Below are 18,398 nucleotides of genomic sequence, written 5' to 3' on the forward strand. Positions count from 1 at the left end.
AAGAGGGAGGGGATTACCGGGTGTTTGGGTGAACCAAGCTCACCCGGGGGCGTTGTAGGAAGTCTACAAGTGCAGCCCGCTGGTGCAAGAGGGCGGCAAAGGCACAGCAGGAGGTCTCAGGAGCGTGTTGCGGGCCGTTCCGGAACTGCTTTTCCAGCCGGTGACAGCCGCCCCACGACGAGCGCCGTCTGCAGGACGAACGCTTCGCGGGGGAGCATCGGATCCCAGCCGGTGATGTCACAGACCCGCCGGAGCCGGTAGCGGACGGTGTTGGCATGCACGAAGAGTTCCCGTGCGGTGGCTTCCAGTGAATGGCCCAGGGAAAGGTAGGCGGAGAGTGTCTCTGCCAGGCCGTTGGAGGCTGCCAGCAGCGGCCGGTAGATGCTGCGCACCAGGGCCTTGCGGGCAGAATCATCACCGGACATCACCCGTTCCGGCCAGAGATCGTCAGCGGCCACCGGGCGCGGTGCTGCGGGCCAGGCCCGCGCTGCGGTGAGGCCGGCGAACGCGGCTTGGGCGGATGGGCCGGCGTCTACCAGGGACTCGGCCGGCGGGCCGTAGACGACGGGACCGGGGCCGAAAAGGTCTGCCAGCCGGCCCAGGGCACCGGACTTCTCGCTCATGCCGCCCAGGACCAGGATCAGCCGGTCGCCCTGGATGCCCACGAGTGTGTCTTCGGCAAGCCGCCCGGCTACCCGGCGCAGTTCGTTGACGAAGGACGGGCTGGGATCTGCGGGGGAACTGCCCACGATCACCGTCACGCCCGCCGTGGAGGTCCATCCGACGGCGGCGATGCGTGAACGCAGGGCATCGGAGCTTTCCCCGCGCAGGATGGCGTCAACCACCAGCGCCTCGAGCCGGGTGTCCCACGCACCGCGGGTTTCGGCGGCCCGCGCGTAGACATCGGCAGCGGCGAAAGCCACCTCGCGGGAGTAGCGCAGCACGGCCTCCCGGAGCGGGCCCTGGACCGATCCGGCGGCCAGCTCTGGTACCCGGTCTTCGACAACCTGGACGACCACCCGGATCAGGGCAAGAGCCTTCTGCAGGCTGATGGCCCGTGTCAGCTCGGTTGGAGCGGTTCCAAAGACGTCGCTGAGCACCCAGGCCGGGGAAGCCGGCCGCTCATACCAGTTCACGAAGGATGCGATGCCCTTCTGGGCCACCATTCCCAGGGCTGAACGTTCATCCGGACGCAGCCCCCGGTACCACGGCAGGGACACGTCAAGCTGTTTCAGCGTGGCCGTGGAGAGCTTGCCGATATTGGCCTTAAGCCGTTCCAGAATGAGCGGGTCGGCACCGTTTTCCGGTGACGCAGCTGCTTGGGGGGTCGTGCGGGTCACTGGCATCCTCGAAGCTTACGGCCTTCGATACACAACCTCCATTTTGTGTGAAGGCTACAACTATGCGAGCTCCCCTGCGGATCCGGTAATGCTAGGCATCTCCGCCGGCGTTGCCGCTGGTGCCCTTGGTGACGTCCAGCAGGTGGTAGCGGCTGATCGCCTCACCGGGTGCCGAAGAATCCACTTCGCCGCGCCGGGCCAGCATCTCCAGGGTCCGCACCACCATCGAATGGCTGTCGATCTTGAAGAACCTCCGGGCCGCTGCCCGCGTGTCCGCGAAGCCAAAGCCGTCCGCACCCAGGGTTGCGAACTCGTTGGGCAGGAACTGGCGGATCTGGTCCGGGACGGCCTTCATATAGTCGGTGGACGCCACCACCGGTCCGGTGGCTCCGGCCATCTGCTGGGTTACGAACGGCACCCTGGGCTCGGCGTCCGGGTGCAGGAAAGCTTCCTCCTCAGCGGCCAGGCCGTCACGGCGCAGTTCATTCCAGCTGGTCACTGACCAGACGTCAGCGGAAACGTTCCAGTCATCGGCCAGAAGGCGCTGGGCTTCCATCGCCCAGGGAACAGCGACGCCGGATGCCAGCAGCTGTGCCCGCGGACCGTCAATGGAGGCCGGGGAAAGCAGATAGATGCCCTTGATGACGCCTTCCACATCGAGGTCCTCCGGCGCCTTGGGCTGCAGGATCGGCTCGTTGTAGGCCATGATGTTGTAGATCAGGTTGGGGTCCCTGGAATCCGGCCCGTACATTTCCTCCAGGCCGTGCCGCACAATGTGTCCGATCTCGTAGCCGTAGGCCGGATCGTAGGTCTTCACCGCGGGGTTGGTGGAGGCCAGGATCGGGGAGTGCCCGTCCGCGTGCTGCAGGCCCTCACCGGTCAGCGTGGTGCGGCCGGCAGTGGCTGAAACCATAAAGCCGCGCGCCAGCTGGTCGGCAGCTGCCCAGATGAAATCTCCCGTGCGCTGGAAACCGAACATCGAGTAGAAGACGTACACCGGAATCAGCGGCACGCCCTGCGTGGCATAGGCAGTGCCGGCCGCCGTGAATGCGGCGATGGATCCGGCTTCGTTGATGCCCACGTGCACAATCTGGCCCTGCGGGGACTCCTTGTAGGCCAGGACTAGATCCCGGTCCACAGAAAGATAATTCTGGCCCTGCGGGTTGTAGATCTTGGCCGTCGGGAAGAACGAGTCCATCCCGAACGTCCGTGCCTCATCCGGGATGATCGGCACAATCCGCATACCGAATTCCTTGTCCCGCATCAGGTCCTTGAGCAGGCGGACGAACGCCATGGTGGTGGCCGCCAGCTGCTTGCCCGAACCGCGGTTGGCCACCTCATAGGATTTCTCCCCGGGCAGGTGGATCGGCTTGAAGTCCGAGCGCCGCTCAGGGAGGAAACCGCCGAGTTCCTTCCGCCGGTCCAGCATGTACCGGATCTCCGGTGCCTGCGGTCCCGGGTTGTAATACGGAGGCTGGTACGGATCCGCCTCGAGCTGCTCATCCGTGATGGGGATGCGCAGGTGGTCGCGGAAAAGCTTGAGGTCATCGAGGGTGAGCTTCTTCATCTGGTGCGTGGCGTTCCGGGCCTCGAAATGCGGCCCAAGGCCGTAGCCCTTGACGGTGTGCGCCAGGATGACCGTTGGCTTGCCCTTGAACTCGAGGGCTGCCTTGTACGCCGCGTAGACCTTGCGGTAGTCGTGCCCGCCGCGCTTGAGGTTCCAGATGTCGTCATCGGAAAGCCCGGACACCATGGCCTTGGTCTGCGGGCTCTTGCCGAAGAAATGCTCACGGACGAATCCGCCGGACTCGGCCTTGTAGGTCTGGTAGTCGCCGTCGAGCGTGGAGTTCATGATCTCCACCAGCGCGCCGTCGTCGTCGGCAGCCAGCAGCGGATCCCATTCCCTGCCCCACAGCACCTTGATGACGTTCCAGCCGGCGCCGCGGAAGAACGCCTCCAGTTCCTGGACAATCTTGCCGTTGCCGCGCACCGGACCGTCCAGGCGCTGCAGGTTCGCGTTCACCACAAAGGTGAGGTTGTCCAGCTTGTCATTGGCTGCCACGTGCAGCAGGCCGCGCGATTCCGGCTCGTCCATCTCGCCGTCGCCCAGGAACGCCCAGACATGCTGCTCGGAGGTGTCCTTGAATCCGCGGTTGTCCAGGTACCGGTTCAGCTGCGCCTGGTAAATAGCGTTCATCGGCCCAATGCCCATGGACACCGTGGGGAACTCCCAGAAGTCCGGCATGTTCCGCGGATGCGGGTAGGAAGAGAGACCATGCCCTGCGCGGGACTTCTCCTGCCGGAAGCCGTCGAGGTCTTCCTCCGTGAGCCGCCCCTCCAGGAAGGCTCGCGCGTACATACCCGGCGCCGCGTGCCCCTGGAAATAGACCTGGTCGCCGCGGCCGGGGTAGTCCTTGCCGCGGAAGAAGTGGTTCATGCCCACCTCATACAGGGTGGCCGCGCCGGCAAACGTCGAAATATGACCGCCGACGCCGATGCCCGGGCGCTGGGCGCGGTGCACCATGATCGCCGCGTTCCATCTCATCCAGGCGCGGAAGCGGCGCTCAATCTCCTCGTCCCCCGGGAACTCGGGCTCCTGGTCCACCGGAATCGTGTTCACGTAGTCCGTCGTGGTGACCATGGGCACGCCGACCGAATGTGCCCCTGCGCGCTGCAGCAGGGAGCGCATGATGAACTGCGCCCGCTCGGTGCCTTCGGTCTTGACCAGATCATCGAGGGACTGGATCCACTCGGCGGTTTCTTCCGGATCGGAGTCGGGCAGCTGGCCTGTGAGCCCGCTGAGGATGTCCGTTCTGTCTTCTGCGGCCACGAAACTCTCCTATGCACAGATGGTGCCTGGAACCTGCCGCTGCGGGGGCCTCTTGAGCCTGCCGGACGTCTCCGCGGTCGGCCGGATGCCGGGGACTTACGCGCCGCGCGTACCGCCGTGCGTGTCCTTTTAGCCACTGTAGACCGGCAGCAGCGCCTTGCGTAGCCTTCACCGGGGAAGGCTGCCCGGGGCACCGCGAACCCTTGAAGCTTGCCGGTTAAAGGTGTTCCCTTGAGTCAGGAAAAGGGCAGTTCTGGCCGATATGTGATTCCCTTGTATTTATGCAGTCAACCAGGAGGAGTGAAGTGAGCGAGGCCGATGCCGTCACAGAGAAGAACGTGGCGGAAAGAATGGGTTTCAAAGACGGCGACCTGATTCAGGAATTCGGCTACGACGAAGACGTGGACTTCGATCTCCGTGAGGATCTCGAAGACCTCTCCGGCGGCGAGCTCCTCACCGAGGATGACCACGAGGTCGTCGACGGGGTCATCCTGTGGTGGCGCGCGGACGACGGCGATCTGGTCGACGCGCTGGTTGATTCCCTGACAACGCTCGACGACGGCGGTGTGGTCTGGGTCCTGACACCAAAGTCCGGACGCGAGGGCTACGTCCCGCCCGCCGACATCGAAGAGGCAGCACCCACCGCGGGACTGCACGTAACCACGTCACCGGGCGTCAGCCGGGACTGGGCCGCTACGCGCCTGGTCAGCCGCCGAAAGAAGTAGCTGCTCTTGATGCCTGCAGCCGGGATCCCCGGCATCGGGGATCCGGCTCCGGCCTTTGAGCTGCCCAACCAGTACGGCGAGACCGTGCGGTCAGCGGATCTCACCGGCGCGCCCGCCGTGCTGGTCTTCTATCCTTTCGCGTTTTCCCGGGTCTGCTCGGGCGAACTTCAGGAACTCGCCGGGCTGCAGCCGCAGTTCAAGGCTGCCGGTGCGCGCCTGCTGGCCGTGTCCTGCGATGCGAAGTATTCGCTGCGGGCCTGGGCCTCGGAGCAGGCCTGGAATTTTGACCTGCTCTCCGACTTCTGGCCGCACGGTGCGGCAGCGCGGAGCTACGGAGTCTTTAACGAGGACCGCGGAATGGCTGTCCGGGGGAGCTTCATCCTTGACGCGGGCGGGAAGATCCGGCAGATCCTGCGGTCCGAGCCGGATGAACCCCGCAGCACCGCTGATTACCTTGCGGCACTCTCGGCGCTGTCTTAGAACGGAACTGCCATGACCCAGCCTGTACCCCCGGGAACGGGACTTACCGGATTTGTTACCAGGGAAGCCGCGGACGCGTCCGCGGATCCCACCGAAGCCGAACGCCGCCAGCTGGATAGGGCCGCGGAGCTGCTGGCAGGGCGGAAGCTGGCGCTGCTGACCGGCGCCGGACTGAGCACGGACTCGGGGATTCCGGATTACCGCGGCCCGGATGCTCCGCCGCGGAACCCCATGACATACCAGGAGTTTGTCGGGGACCCGGTCCTGCGCCAGCGCTACTGGGCCCGCAACCACGTGGGCTGGCACCATCTCCGCCATGCCGTGCCCAACGCAGGCCATGAGGCCGTTGTGCATCTGGAGGAGCGCGGCCTGCTCACCGGAGTCATTACCCAAAATGTGGACCGCTTACACAGTGATGCCGGCAGCATCCGGGTCATTGACCTGCACGGGCGGTTTGACCGGGTGCTCTGCCTCTCCTGCGGGGCGGTCTACACCCGGGAGGGCATTGCGAGGCTGCTCGAGAAGCTCAATCCCGGCTACCTGGAGCGTGTCGCTGCGGACGGTGACATCGCTCCGGACGCCGACGCCGAGATCACCGACACCGAGGGCTTCACTGTCGCGGACTGCCCGGTCTGCGAGGGGATGCTCAAGCCCGATTTCGTGTACTTCGGGGAGAACGTCCCCAAGGAACGGGTCCGGCTGTCCTATGCGGCAGTGGACGACGCCGGTGCGCTGCTGGTTGCCGGTTCTTCCCTGACTGTGATGAGCGGTCTGCGCTTTGTCCGCCATGCCGCCAAGGAAGGCAAACCCGTAGTGATCATTAACCGCGGCCAGACCCGCGGCGATTGGCTGGCCGACCTGAAAATCGACATGGGCGTTGGGACCGCCCTGCAGTACCTGGCACGGACACTGCCGGATCCGGCCCCTCAGTACGGGCAGCATCCCGGAAAGCATTCGGATTAGGTGATCCGGCAGATGTTCCGGTAATGTAATTCCTCGTGATGCGGCGCTGGCCGGGGATAACCCAGCTGGCATAACGGGTCACTTTGGGTCTTTAGCTCAGCTGGTAGAGCGCCACGTTTACACCGTGGATGTCATCGGTTCGATCCCGGTAGGACCCACCGGCAAAACCCGCCCGCGGAACCATCCGCAGGCGGGTTTTTTCGTGCCTTGTTCCGGTGGACGAATTCGCCTCAGCGGCGGGCCCGCTGAGGCCCGGGACGCGGATGCGAAGCTGGCCGACAGGGGCCACCCACCGAACTCAAAGACTCCGGTGGTACCAAGGAAACGGTGTGGCGTACACACCGCTGACCCCCAGCAGCTGAAAGATAAGAGCACTTGCGCACCAACCTCCTAAAACCTGCGGCCGCAGTCCTGCTCAGTGCGGGACTGCTGGCGACGGCGGTCACCGGGTGCACGGGAGAACCTGCCCCGGAGACGGTCACGATGCCCGGCAGCCCGGCAACGCCGTCGGCCAGTTCGGAACCGGAGCTGGCCCTGCAGGCTGAGCTTGACCGCTATGCGGCGGAGACCGGCGTCGACTTCTCGGTGGCTCTGTACGAATACGATTCCAACACCGCCTGGTCCTACCATCCGCAACAGCAGTACTTGGAAGCGAGCCTGGTGAAGGTGCCGATCCTCCTGACCCTGCTGCGCCAGGCCACCGAGGAGGGCCGGGAACTGACCCCCGAAGAGGAGCAGCTGGCCGAACTGATGATCTGCCAGAGCGACAACGCAGCCACCGACGAGCTGTATGCACTGACCGGCGGCGCGGAAGAGCTGCAGCGCACGTACGGCCTGCTGGGTGTCTCCGGCACGGAAGCCACTGAAATCTGGGGAGCCAACGAGACAAACGCCGAAGATCAGCTGCGGATCGCGACGGCGGTGGCCCGCGGCGTGGACTGGATACGGGACGGCCTACGGGACTATGCTGCCGGCCTGCTGGAGAACGTTGTCCCGGAACAGGCCTGGGGAATTAGTGCGGGGATCCTGAACCCGCTGGCCGAGGTGGGCCTGAAGAACGGGTGGCTGCAGGATGACTTTCTGGCCTGGAACGTGGGCAGTTCGGGATTTGTGGTCGGTGCAGGAGCCGAGTACAGCATTGTTGTGCTGACAGCGGGCACCGAATCGCTGGATGAAGGGATCTCAGTGCTTGAAGGCGCTGCGGCGATCGTAAACCGCTGGGAACTCGGGGGACAGGAATAGCCCACGGCCGGTACAGCGGGGGCTACGGCCTTCCGGGAGCGGTCTGTGACCAGCGGGAGTAGGCAGCCACCAGCGGCCTGGCCGTGAGTCCGTGCGCGAAGACGCTCAGACCTACGGTGACGACCACAGTAGTAAGCAGCGTCACGGCGGCAGGGGTTCCCTGTTCATACGCGATCAGTGCGAACACCACCGATGCGAGTCCGCGGGGACCAAACCATCCCATAAAGGCCCGGGTCTGCCAGCGTGCGCCGCTTCCCGCCAACGCAGCGGCGACCGGGAGCATCCGCACGACGGTGAGGCTCAGCACCGCGTAGATGAGCACCTGCCAGGTGATGTGGGGGAGGGCCGCCAGAACGGCAACCGCTCCGAAAAGCAGCCAGGTTGCAGCGGCGAGGATATTCCCGGTCTCGGCGGTGAAGCCCATGGTGTCTTCATTTGCGGCACCGCCGGTCCTGCGGAATGCCATCCCGGCCACAAAAGCCGCGAGGAACGCGCTGCCCCCAAGTGAAACTGCCGCCGCATACGCCCCCAGCGCCACCGCAAGCGTACAGGGCTGCCGCCACTCGGTACCGACCCATCCGCGGCGGGACGCAGCCCGCAGCAGGTATCCGCCGGCTGCTCCCGTGACCACCCCGGCCACCAGTCCGAACCCGATTTGCTGGGTGATTGCAGCAGCGACTGCCGACGGAACGCTGCCTTCCAGTACGGACATCGAAAGGTCCAGGGACACCAGGAAAAACGGCACGGCAATCCCGTCGTTCAGGCCGCTTTCAACGTTGAGGGCCTGCCGCACGGATCCCGGCACCGCGGGGTCCTCCACCACCCGGTGGCCCAGTGCGGCGTCGGTCGCACAGAGCATGGGGGACAACAGGAAAGCGGAGGCCAGGGAAAGCTGCGGAAACAGCAGCAGTGCCGCACCGAAACCCAGAAGGAGGCTCAGGGGCAGGCCGAAGACCAGCAGCCTGCCAGGCCACCCAAAGCTCCGGCGCAGGACAGCCAGGTCAAGGTGGGCGGCATCGGTGAACAGAAGGAAAACCAATGCCAGCTCGGCTACCCGGTGGACGGCTGAGGTTTCCAGGGACAAGCCCAGAGATTCGCCCAGCAGCGACCCGATGAGGACTCCGGCGAAGACGAACGCCATGGCGGAGGTGACTCCGCTGCGGTTCAGCGGAACGGACAGGACACTGACGGCTATCAGCACCACGGCTCCGAGCAGAAGCGCGATCATCCGGTTCCTCCCGTACGGGCCGTGACGCCGGGCTGCCGACACGGCGGCGCACCGAAGCCTCCGGCACTGTCAAAAGAACCGGGAGCCGGGTTCCGGGAGCCTGCAGTCCGTTAGTGTTGGGATGTGTCCTGTGTCACCGAGACTGACACAGAACCCGGCCGCTTGTCACCGCATTCCGCTCCGGGAGGTTGACTGCCGTGGACAGCAGAAAAGTCAGGCACCTGCCTGTGGAGGAACGGTCAGCTGCTGGCAGGGACCGACGGGCCCGGACACCGCTGACAGAACACACCGGATGGCGTCCTGCCCCCGGACGGCCGAACCCCGTTGCGCTGATCCAGGAGCAGAACCTCACCCGGGATGCAGATCTGGTGCCCGTACGCCACGGCAGGATGCTGGCTTCGCCGTTCACGTTCTACCGCGGCACGGCAGCAATCATGGCAGCAGACCTTCGCGACACTCCCCGGTCCGGATTGAGCACCCAGCTCTGCGGCGACGCGCACCTGTCCAATTTTGGTGTGTTCGCCTCTCCGGAACGGACACTGCTGTTCGGCATCAACGACTTTGACGAAACCCTCCCCGGGCCCTTCGAATATGACGTGCTGCGCCTGGCCGCGAGCTTCACCGTCGCCGCGAGGAACAACGCCTTCACCCCAGCGGATGTCCAGGCAGCTACCCTGGCATCGGTGCGTTCCTACCGTGAGGCAATGCGCGGATTTGCCGAAATGGGCACACTGGAAGTCTGGTACGCAGGCCTCGACGAACAGGACATTATGTCCGCGCTGTCTGTTGCCGTGGACACCAGCAGGGGCAGGGAACAGAAGAAGGCTGCGAAACGTGCCCGGCGGACCGCGGAGAAAGCTGCCCGCAAAGCCCGCTCCCGGGACAGCCTGCAGGCCTTGTCTAAACTGGCGGAGCACGTTGAGGGCCGGTACCGGATCATCAGCTCTCCGCCGGCACTGATTCCGGCCCGGGAATTCGGCGGTGTCTTTGGCATCTCGTCAGACCAGCTGCAGGAAACCGTCCACGAACAGTTCCGTTCGTACCGGCAGACCCTGCAGGAGGACAGGCGGCAGCTGCTGGAGCGCTACGAAATCGTGGACGTTGCCCGGAAAGTCGTGGGTGTGGGCAGTGTGGGAACGCGTGCCTTTATTGCGCTGCTGCAGGGCCGTGATGCGTCAGATCCCCTTTTCCTCCAGCTCAAGGAAGCCCGCCGGTCGGTGCTGGAAGGCCACTTGCCCAGGAGCGCGTACCGCCAGCCAGGCAAACGCGTGGTCCAGGGCCAGCGGATGATGCAGGCGGCGAGCGACATCTTCCTGGGCTGGACCCCCGGAATGCAGGAGAACCGTTATCTCTACTGGCGGCAGCTGAGGGACATGAAGGGCTCAGCGGTGGTGGAAAGCATGACTCCTTTCGGTATGGAGCTCTACGCGCGTGTGTGCGGCTGGGCGCTGGCCCGGGCGCACGCCCGTTCGGGGGATCCGGTGGCCATTGCCGCCTATTTGGGGAAAAGCGGGAAATTCGACTCGTCGGTCGCCGACTTCAGTGCCAGGTACGCGGACCAGAACGAAAAAGACTATGAGGCTTTCGTGAAGGCGGTGCGTACCGGGCGCCTTGAAGCCGTGGAAGGCATTTAGGCCGGCCGGGAGCCGGACGTGTCCGCCGTCGCAGAGGCGTGTGTGGCGGCAGCCCGGTTCGGAGAATAGGCTGGAGGCTGAAGACGGCGCCATTGGTGCGCCGAGACCGTGCTGCGGAATGCGGCACCCGAAGAATCCTTGGAGTGAACTTGAGTGCACAGATAGGCGTGACCGGACTGGCTGTCATGGGAGCGAACCTGGCCCGGAACCTGGCCCGGAACGGTTACACGGTGGCCCTGCACAACCGGTCAGTGGAGAAGACGGACGCGCTCCTCTCCGCGCACGGGGACGAAGGTAACTTCATCCGGACGGAGTCGCTGCAGGAACTGGTGGATTCGCTGGAGAAGCCGCGCCGCGTGCTGATCATGGTCAAGGCCGGCGGTCCGGTGGACTCCGTCATCGACCAGCTGGTGCCGCTGCTGGAACCCGGGGACATCGTGATCGACGCCGGCAACTCGCACTACGAGGACACCCGCCGACGCGAAGCTGCGCTGGCAGAAAAGGACCTTCACTTTGTTGGCGTCGGGGTTTCCGGCGGTGAAGAAGGCGCACTCCTGGGTCCGTCCATCATGCCCGGCGGCTCCCGGGAGTCCTACGACTCGCTCGGCCCGATGCTCGAGAAGATCTCCGCCAAGTACAACGGTGAGCCGTGCTGCACCTGGGTCGGCACCGACGGCGCCGGGCACTTCGTGAAGATGGTCCACAACGGCATTGAATACGCTGACATGCAGGTCATCGGCGAGGCCTACGACCTGCTGCGCTCCGCAGCGGGAATCGAACCGGCCGATCAGGCAGAAATCTTCACCGAGTGGAACAAGGGCCAGCTGAGCTCCTTCCTGATCGAAATCACTGCAGAGGTCCTGGCCCACACCGATGCGAAGACCGGCAAGCCGTTCGTCGACGTCGTTGTGGATTCTGCCGGGCAGAAGGGGACCGGACGCTGGACCGTTGTCTCCGGCCTGGATCTGGGCTCCCCGGTCTCGGCGATCGCTGAATCCGTCTTTGCCCGCGCACTCTCTTCCCAGCGCGGCCAGCGTGAGGAAGCCCAGGGCATCCTGGCCGGCGAGGAAATCGCCGTCGAGCTCCCCGACACCTTCGTCGAGGATGTCCGGCAGGCCCTGTACGCCTCCAAGCTGGTCAGCTACGCCCAGGGCATGGACATGCTCACCGGCGCAGCAAAGACCTACGGCTGGGACCTGAAGCTGGATGAGATTGCCTCACTGTGGCGTGCCGGCTGCATCATCCGCGCCGAACTGCTCGATGACATCATGAAGGCGTACGCGGACGGGAAGGCTCCGGCCAACCTGCTGCTGGCCCCGGCCTTCGCCGAGTCCATTGCCCAGGCACTGCCGGCCTGGCGCCGCGTTGTTTCCGTTGCCGTGCAGCTGGGGATTCCGGTTCCCGTCTTCTCCTCCTCGCTGGCCTACTATGACGGGCTGCGCCGAAAGCGCCTTCCTGCCGCCCTCACCCAGGGCCTGCGCGACCTCTTTGGTGCGCACACCTACAGCCGGGTCGATGCCGAGGGCACGTTCCACACGCTGTGGAGCGGCGACCACACTGAAGTCGAGGCCGTGGACACACACTAGCCACCGGCACAGAAAAGGCCGGCTGCTCCCTTCGGTTCATTCCCGGGAGCAGCCGGCCTTTTGTCTCTGTGTGGACTTAGATGTAGATCGCGGGATCCACGTACTCCGCCGGGTCAACGGCAGGCTGGTTCATCTTGGCATCACGGTGGCGCCAGGTCGCCGGAATGCCGGTAATGATCGAGTCGGCAGGTGCATCCTTAACCACGACGGCGTTGGCTCCCACGGCGCTGTTGGCGCCGATGGTAACCGGGCCCAGAACCTTCGCACCCGCACCTACCGTGACGCCGTTGCACAGGGTGGGGTGCCGCTTGACCCTGGCCAGGGACCGTCCGCCCAGGGTCACACCGTGGTAGAGCATGACGTCGTCGCCGATTTCCGCTGTTTCCCCGATGACCACACCCATGCCGTGGTCGATGAAGAATCTGCGGCCAATGGTGGCGCCGGGATGGATCTCGATGCCGGTAGCGAAGCGCGCGAACTGCGAGAGCACCCGTGCCGGGAAACGCAGTGCCGGGTTGGCCCACATCTTGTGGGTCAGGCGGTGCACCCAGATGGCATGCAGACCGGAGTAGACAATGAGGTTCTCGAAGGAGCCGCGCGCCGCCGGGTCATGGGACGCGGCGGCGGCGAGGTCTTCGCGCAGGCGGGACAGGAAACTCACGGGTGACTTTCTGCTTTGGGGTACCCGCCGTCGCAGGCGGGGCTGGCTAGCCGCGGATGTCGTCGTAGAGAACGGTGGAGATGTAGCGTTCTCCGAAGTCACAGACAACGGCCACGATCAGCTTACCGGCGTTTTCCGGCCGCTTGGCGAGTTCCAGTGCCGCCCAGACGATCGCACCGGAGGAAATGCCGCCCAGAATGCCTTCCTGGGTACCCAGTGCACGGGCGGTAGCAACGGAGTCCTCAATCGAGGCGTCGAAGACCTCGTCGTAAATCTCCGTGTCCAGGATTTCGGGGATGAAGTTGGCGCCGATGCCCTGGATCTTGTGCGGGCCCGGGGATCCGCCATTGAGGATGGCCGAATCCTTGGGCTCCACGGCAACAATCTGTACACCGGGCTTGCGTTCCTTCAGGACCTGGCCGACGCCGGTCACGGTGCCGCCGGTGCCCACGCCTGCTACGAAGATGTCCACCTGGCCGTCGGTGTCGGCCCAGATTTCCTCAGCCGTGGTCGTGCGGTGGATCTGCGCGTTGGCAGCGTTTGCGAACTGCTGTGCCCAGATGGCGTTGTCCGTGGTAGCCACGATTTCCTTGGCCTTCTCCACGGCGCCGCGCATGCCGTCGGCTCCGGGAGTCAGCACGATCTCGGCGCCAAAGGCGCGGAGCATGACCCGGCGCTCAGTGGACATGGTTTCGGGCATGGTGAGGATCACCTTGTAGCCGCGTGCTGCGCCCACCATGGCCAGGGCGATTCCGGTGTTTCCGGACGTGCCTTCCACGATCGTGCCGCCGGGGCGCAGGGCGCCTGCCTTTTCTGCGGCGTCGACGATTGCCACACCAATGCGGTCCTTGACCGAGTTGGCGGGGTTGTAGAACTCAAGCTTGACTGCCACGTCGCCGGGCAGGCCCTCGGTGAGGCGGTTCAGGCGAACCAGCGGTGTACCGCCGACCAGCTGGGTGACGTCGTCGTAAATTCGTGCCATGTTGTTTGTCCTCTGTTCGTCGAAGCCTGTGAACCGGATGCGGAACGCTTGTTGCTTCAAGCGTATCTGCAGGCATTCATAGGATCAGTTGTCAAGCCATTCGGCGTAATATTTCCGGGCCTTGGCCAGCTTCGGATTGATGATCACCTGGCAGTAGCCCTGTTCGGGATGCTTGGCGTAGAAATCCTGGTGGTACTCCTCTGCCCGGTGAAAAACGGGCAGCCGGGTAATTTCCGTCACAATGGGATCGCTCCACAGTGCCTGGGCACGTTCGCGGGCCTTCTCCATCTCCTCGCGCTCCTCCTCGGTCCGGTAGAACATCGAAGAGCGGTACTGGGTGCCGACGTCGTAGCCCTGGCGGTTCAGGGTGGTCGGATCGTGGGAGATAAAGAACATGTCCAGGATGACCTCTGCGGGGATAACGTCCTCGTCAAAGGTCACTTCAACGACCTCGGCATGTCCGGTCACGCCGGAACACACGCTCTCATAATCCGGATGGGCGGTGAATCCGCCTGTATAGCCGGACACGACGCTCTTCACGCCGCGGGTCTTCTGGTAGATGGCGTCAAGGCACCAAAAGCAGCCTCCGCCAAGAACATAGGTCTTCATGCCAATGTATAAGCCTGCGCCGGCCGCAAAGATTCCCCGTCCGGCTTCTGATCTGCGAATCCTGCCGGGGAGCGGCGCCGTGTTCCCTTACCCGGCAGTCGTGCGCGTGGGGTAGAACTATTAGCTATGGAAACCCCACGCAACGGTGACACCGAGGGAAGCGGCGAGGAACGGGCCGAGGAGGCCCGGACTGAAACCGGCCAGGAGGCAGCGCAGCCCCGGCTCGGAGACGTCCTTCTGGCTGTTGAGGAGCTCTGGCCCGAGTCCCTGGCAGAGGACTGGGACGCCGTCGGCCTGGTTGCCGGGCGGCCTGAGCGAAGCGTGCAGCGGATTCTCTTCGCCGTCGATCCCACCCGCGAAGTCATTGACGAAGCACTGGAATGGGGAGCGGATCTGCTCATCACCCACCACCCCCTGCTGCTGAAGCCGGTGCACTCCGTGGCCGGCACCGGATTCAAGGGCGACGCCGTGCACCGGCTGATCGAAGGCGGCTGCGCGCTGCTGACTGCCCACACCAACGGGGACAGCGCCGTGGGCGGAGTATCCGACGTACTGGCTGATGCCTTTGGTCTGGTGGACACGGTTCCGCTGGCACCTGCCGCCAACGGGCTTCCCGAGGAAGGCATCGGCCGGGTGGGGGACCTTCCCGAGGTCACCACGCTGGCTGAGTTCGCGGAGCTGGTCTTCAGCATCATGCCCGCTGTGGCCGGCGGAGTCCGGGTGGCAGGGGAACCGCAGGGACTTGTCCGGCGCGTTGCCGTGTGCGGGGGTGCGGGGGACAGCCTCTTCGGTGCCGTGCGGGAGCAGCACGCGGATGTCTATGTGACCGCAGACCTGCGCCACCACCCGGCGTCGGAGGCACGCGAGGCAGCTGTGAACGGCCGGCCCTACCTGATAGATGTGTCCCACTTCGGCAGCGAATGGCTATGGCTGACCCCGGCCGCGGGTGCGCTGGAGAACGTGCTTGCAGACCAGGGATTCAGCGTTGAGATCCGGGTCAGTACCCGCAACACCGATCCCTGGGACTTTGTCCTCACTCCGGGCTAGCGGCCGGTGCCCGCCGGTGGCATAGGCTAGGAGAGCCGCACCAGTCAGGCAAGCGGATTATGTGGAGGTATTTGGTGGCAAAAGCATCATCGGCAGAGCAGCTCCGGCTGCTCGACCTGCAGGCGTTGGATTCGAAGATGAGGCAGCTGGATTCGCGGGCCCGCAGCGTCCGGGAAAACCCCGACCTTCAGGCCCTCGCCGCCAAGGCTGCAGCTGCACGCTCGGCACTGGGTGCCGCAGCCACCCAGAGCGCCGACATTGAGCGTGAGCTTGCCCGCGCCGAAGCAGACGTCGCCTCGGTTACCGCCCGCCTGGAGCGGGACCAGAAGCACCTGGACAGCGGAACCGGCGGTTCCAAGGAACTGACCGCCCTGCAGAGTGAGATCGAATCACTCAGCCGCCGCCGGTCCGATCTGGAGGACACCGAGCTTGAAGTGATGGAGCGCCTGGAATCTGTCCGCGGAATTGAGGCCGAGCGCCGCGCAGAAGCCGCGTCAGCCGAGGCTGAACTGGCAGACCTGGAGTCCAAGCGCGACGCCGAGCTGGCTGACATTGAAGCCGAGCGCGCCGAAACCCAGCGTCAGCGCACAGAGCTCGCCGGACGTTTTGCCCCCGATCTGCTCGCTGTTTACGAACGCACCCTGGCCCGCCACGGAATCGGCGCGGCCCGGCTCTTCCACGGCACCTCTGAAGGCTCGGGTATGCAGCTGAGCCCCGGCGACCTTGCGGACATCCGCAAGGCAGCCCCAGATGACATTGTTTTCTGCCCGGATTCCGGCTGCATCCTGGTCCGTTCCTCGGAATGGGGCAGCTAAGCGGTGACCCTGTTCGACCCAACGGATACTGAAGTGTCCGCCTCGCCGTCCCGTGCCCGGCGGACCCTGATTGTCGAAGCCGACGGCGGCTCCCGCGGCAACCCCGGCCACGCCGGCTATGGCGCACTGGTGCGGGACCCCGAGACCAACACCATCCTGGTTGAAAAGGCCGAGTACCTGGGCATCGTGTCCAACAACGTCGCGGAGTATTCCGGACTCATCGCAGCCCTGGAGCTGGCCAACGAGATCGACCCCGACGCCTGGATCCTGGCGAAGATGGACTCAAAGCTGGTCGTTGAGCAGATGAGCGGCCGCTGGAAGATCAAGCACGAGGACATGCAGCGCCTGGCGCGCAAAGCCCGCTCCGTCGTTGACCCGCACCGGGTGAAGTACCAGTGGATCCCGCGGGAGATTAATAAGGACGCAGACCGGCTCTCCAACGAAGCCATGGACGCCGGCATCGCCGGAGTGCCGTGGAAGGGACGGAAGCTGGCTGCCGCGGCAGAAGCGGTACCGGAACCCGCTCCCGCGGAAGCCGCGCCCACGGGACGGCTGCACCACCTTGAACTCTGGGTGCGGGACTTCCCGCGTGCCGAAGCCAGCCTTGGCTGGCTGCTGGAGCGCCTCGGTTTTGTCCGCAGGGACACCTGGCCCACCGGCGGCAGCTGGATGGGCACGGCCGGTTACATTGTGATTGAGGCCGGATCCGACGTTGTTTCCACAGACCACGAACGGCTGCGCCCGGGGCTCAACCACCTGGCCTTCGGTGCCGGGACGCCTGCTGAGGTGGACCTGCTGGTACGGCGTGCTTCCAGCCACGGCTGGAAGCTGATGTTCCCGGACAGGCATCCGCACGCCGGGGGAGCGGAACACTACGCCGCGTACCTTGAAAATGAAGACGGATTCGAAGTGGAACTGGTAGCGGACCGCAGCTAGGCCGCGCTTAGCCTGCCGGTTCTTCCTACTGGTCCTCGGGCAGGATCAGGTTGAGCTGGTATGGCTTGCGCCCGGCCGGGGGCACCAGCTCCGCCTCCCACTTTTCAGCAGCGGCGCTGCGCAGGTCCTCCACTGTGGCCGGGGCCGGACCCTCTCGGGTGAGCAGGTGCCGTGCCAGCTCGCCGCGGGTGTGCTTGGCGAAGTGGGAGACCACCTTGCGTTCTCCGCCCCGCAGCTGGAACACGTTCACAGCGGCCGTGGCCTGCGGTGCGGGCTGCCAGGCGGCGGCGTAGGTACTGGACCGGCAGTCGACTACCAGGCGGCCTTCGGCGTGCCTTCCCAGCGGTTCGCTGAGGGCGGCCTTCCAGAACGCTGCCAGCCGCCCGCAGCCCGGGAGCTTGGTCCCCATTGACAGCCGGTAGGCCGGGATAACGTCTCCAAAGCCGATAGCACCCCAGAGCGCGGAAACCACGATGACAGCTTCATCCGCAGCAGCCTGCTGGGCTGGGGTGAGCGCTGCGTAGCCCAGGGCATCGTAAAGCACGCCGGAGTAGATCCGGTGGGCGGGGGCGCAGGGCTCGTTTTCGAGAACCGTGTTCCGCTGTACCTCGGCGGCCAGGGACGCCCCGACTCCCAGTACATCGTGCGCATCGTCAGCCGCGCTGACTTCCATCAGTGCGGCGAGCACTTCCTTGCGCGCACTGGCAAGTTCGGGGAAATGCAGCGCATCGGGGTTCAGCGTGGGGCCCGTTTCCGGGCGGGTCTTGCCCTCGGAGGGCGGCAGGAGGATCAGCACCAATTAATCGTAAGGTCCTGCGGAAGGTAGCATTGACCGCGGGACGGGTTGGCCAGGCAATCGCGTCAGGACGGTTTTCGGACCGGACCTGCCGAGGAAAGTCCGGGCTCCGCAGGGCAGGGTGGTGGGTAACGCCCACTCGGGGAAACCCGCAGGCCAGTGCCACAGAGAAGAGACCGCCCGCGTTTATTCGCGGGTAAGGGTGAAACGGTGGTGTAAGAGACCACCAGTGCCCCGGGTGACCGGGGCAGCTAGGTAAACCCCACTCGGAGCAAGGCCATACAGGGTGCGATTGAGGGCTGCCCGCCCGAGCATCCGGGTAGGCCGCTGGAGGGAACCGGCAACGGTTTCCGGAGATGGATGATTGCCGCCTGCAGTGCCGGCAACGGCCGGCAGGTACAAAACCCGGCTTATCGGCCAGCCCGTCCCGCTAAAGCACCGTGGCCAGCTCTGGGCATTATGTATACCCGAGGGCCTGCGTACAAGGACACAACGGTGATCAGCGGGAATTTTGGCTGACTTAT

The 18,398-nt window shown here is 65.1% G+C and carries 16 protein-coding genes, 1 tRNA gene and 1 other RNA gene; 11 read left to right on the forward strand and 7 right to left on the reverse strand.

Going from position 1 to position 18,398, the window contains the following annotated elements:
• Nucleotides 1-116: 116 nt before the first annotated feature.
• Both ACWGQ2_RS15960 and aceE read right to left on the reverse strand, forming a co-directional pair.
• Entirely contained in the window at nt 117-1,346 is a 1,230-nt protein-coding gene (locus tag ACWGQ2_RS15960; protein WP_452018998.1) for a PucR family transcriptional regulator, read from the reverse strand.
• A gap of 85 nt (nt 1,347-1,431) precedes the next feature.
• The gene (gene aceE / locus ACWGQ2_RS15965; RefSeq protein WP_452019000.1) at nt 1,432-4,170 is read right to left on the reverse strand and encodes a pyruvate dehydrogenase (acetyl-transferring), homodimeric type; all 2,739 of its coding nucleotides are present in this window, start codon (nt 4,168-4,170) and stop codon (nt 1,432-1,434) included.
• 305 nt (nt 4,171-4,475) lie between these two features.
• Between aceE and ACWGQ2_RS15970 the strand changes: the two genes are divergently transcribed.
• The 5 genes from ACWGQ2_RS15970 to ACWGQ2_RS15990 all read left to right on the forward strand — a co-directional run bounded on the left by ACWGQ2_RS15970 (nt 4,476) and on the right by ACWGQ2_RS15990 (nt 7,580).
• Nucleotides 4,476-4,895 carry a DUF3052 domain-containing protein gene (locus tag ACWGQ2_RS15970; RefSeq protein WP_452019002.1) on the forward strand — a complete coding sequence of 140 codons (420 nt, stop codon included), beginning with the start codon at nt 4,476-4,478 and terminating at the stop codon, nt 4,893-4,895.
• 9 nt (nt 4,896-4,904) lie between these two features.
• Nucleotides 4,905-5,375 carry a peroxiredoxin gene (locus ACWGQ2_RS15975; protein WP_452019004.1) on the forward strand — a complete coding sequence of 157 codons (471 nt, stop codon included), beginning with the start codon at nt 4,905-4,907 and terminating at the stop codon, nt 5,373-5,375.
• A gap of 12 nt (nt 5,376-5,387) precedes the next feature.
• Nucleotides 5,388-6,338: an NAD-dependent protein deacetylase gene (locus ACWGQ2_RS15980; RefSeq protein WP_452019006.1), complete on the forward strand. Its 951-nt coding sequence runs from the start codon at nt 5,388-5,390 to the stop codon at nt 6,336-6,338.
• An 85-nt stretch (nt 6,339-6,423) separates the two neighbouring features.
• A tRNA-Val gene (locus tag ACWGQ2_RS15985) sits at nt 6,424-6,496 on the forward strand.
• Nucleotides 6,497-6,713: 217 nt separating this feature from the next.
• On the forward strand, nt 6,714-7,580 hold the full coding sequence (locus ACWGQ2_RS15990; protein WP_452019008.1) for a serine hydrolase: 867 nt from the start codon (nt 6,714-6,716) through the stop codon (nt 7,578-7,580).
• A gap of 22 nt (nt 7,581-7,602) precedes the next feature.
• Here the strand turns inward: ACWGQ2_RS15990 and ACWGQ2_RS15995 are convergent, their stop codons facing one another.
• Complete coding sequence (locus ACWGQ2_RS15995; RefSeq protein WP_452019010.1) at nt 7,603-8,808, reverse strand: cation:proton antiporter domain-containing protein; 1,206 nt, start codon at nt 8,806-8,808, stop codon at nt 7,603-7,605.
• A gap of 197 nt (nt 8,809-9,005) precedes the next feature.
• On the opposite strand from ACWGQ2_RS15995, the gene ACWGQ2_RS16000 reads away from it, so the two are divergent.
• Complete coding sequence (locus ACWGQ2_RS16000; protein WP_452019012.1) at nt 9,006-10,442, forward strand: DUF2252 domain-containing protein; 1,437 nt, start codon at nt 9,006-9,008, stop codon at nt 10,440-10,442.
• A gap of 149 nt (nt 10,443-10,591) precedes the next feature.
• Nucleotides 10,592-12,028 carry an NADP-dependent phosphogluconate dehydrogenase gene (gene gndA, locus ACWGQ2_RS16005; RefSeq protein ID WP_452019014.1) on the forward strand — a complete coding sequence of 479 codons (1,437 nt, stop codon included), beginning with the start codon at nt 10,592-10,594 and terminating at the stop codon, nt 12,026-12,028.
• 76 nt (nt 12,029-12,104) lie between these two features.
• Here the strand turns inward: gndA and epsC are convergent, their stop codons facing one another.
• From epsC to msrA, 3 genes are all read right to left on the reverse strand, one after another.
• The gene (epsC, locus tag ACWGQ2_RS16010; protein WP_452019016.1) at nt 12,105-12,689 is read right to left on the reverse strand and encodes a serine O-acetyltransferase EpsC; all 585 of its coding nucleotides are present in this window, start codon (nt 12,687-12,689) and stop codon (nt 12,105-12,107) included.
• Between the two features lie 46 nt (nt 12,690-12,735).
• Complete coding sequence (gene cysK, locus ACWGQ2_RS16015; protein ID WP_325790886.1) at nt 12,736-13,671, reverse strand: cysteine synthase A; 936 nt, start codon at nt 13,669-13,671, stop codon at nt 12,736-12,738.
• A gap of 84 nt (nt 13,672-13,755) precedes the next feature.
• Nucleotides 13,756-14,280, reverse strand: a complete 525-nt coding sequence (msrA, locus tag ACWGQ2_RS16020) for a peptide-methionine (S)-S-oxide reductase MsrA (RefSeq protein ID WP_452019018.1) — start codon at nt 14,278-14,280, stop codon at nt 13,756-13,758.
• A 126-nt stretch (nt 14,281-14,406) separates the two neighbouring features.
• Between msrA and ACWGQ2_RS16025 the strand changes: the two genes are divergently transcribed.
• The 3 genes from ACWGQ2_RS16025 to ACWGQ2_RS16035 all read left to right on the forward strand — a co-directional run bounded on the left by ACWGQ2_RS16025 (nt 14,407) and on the right by ACWGQ2_RS16035 (nt 17,078).
• Entirely contained in the window at nt 14,407-15,327 is a 921-nt protein-coding gene (locus ACWGQ2_RS16025; protein WP_452019020.1) for a Nif3-like dinuclear metal center hexameric protein, read from the forward strand.
• A gap of 74 nt (nt 15,328-15,401) precedes the next feature.
• On the forward strand, nt 15,402-16,142 hold the full coding sequence (locus tag ACWGQ2_RS16030; RefSeq protein WP_452019022.1) for a zinc ribbon domain-containing protein: 741 nt from the start codon (nt 15,402-15,404) through the stop codon (nt 16,140-16,142).
• Nucleotides 16,143-16,145: 3 nt separating this feature from the next.
• Nucleotides 16,146-17,078, forward strand: a complete 933-nt coding sequence (locus ACWGQ2_RS16035) for a reverse transcriptase-like protein (RefSeq protein ID WP_452019024.1) — start codon at nt 16,146-16,148, stop codon at nt 17,076-17,078.
• 25 nt (nt 17,079-17,103) lie between these two features.
• Here the strand turns inward: ACWGQ2_RS16035 and ACWGQ2_RS16040 are convergent, their stop codons facing one another.
• Nucleotides 17,104-17,874, reverse strand: coding sequence for a YaaA family protein (locus tag ACWGQ2_RS16040; protein WP_452019026.1), 771 nt, complete (start codon nt 17,872-17,874; stop codon nt 17,104-17,106).
• Nucleotides 17,875-17,918: 44 nt separating this feature from the next.
• On the opposite strand from ACWGQ2_RS16040, the gene rnpB reads away from it, so the two are divergent.
• Nucleotides 17,919-18,303, forward strand: an RNA gene (gene rnpB / locus ACWGQ2_RS16045) — RNase P RNA component class A.
• Nucleotides 18,304-18,398 lie beyond the last annotated feature (95 nt).

Source organism: Arthrobacter sp. NPDC055585 (assembly GCF_053619115.1).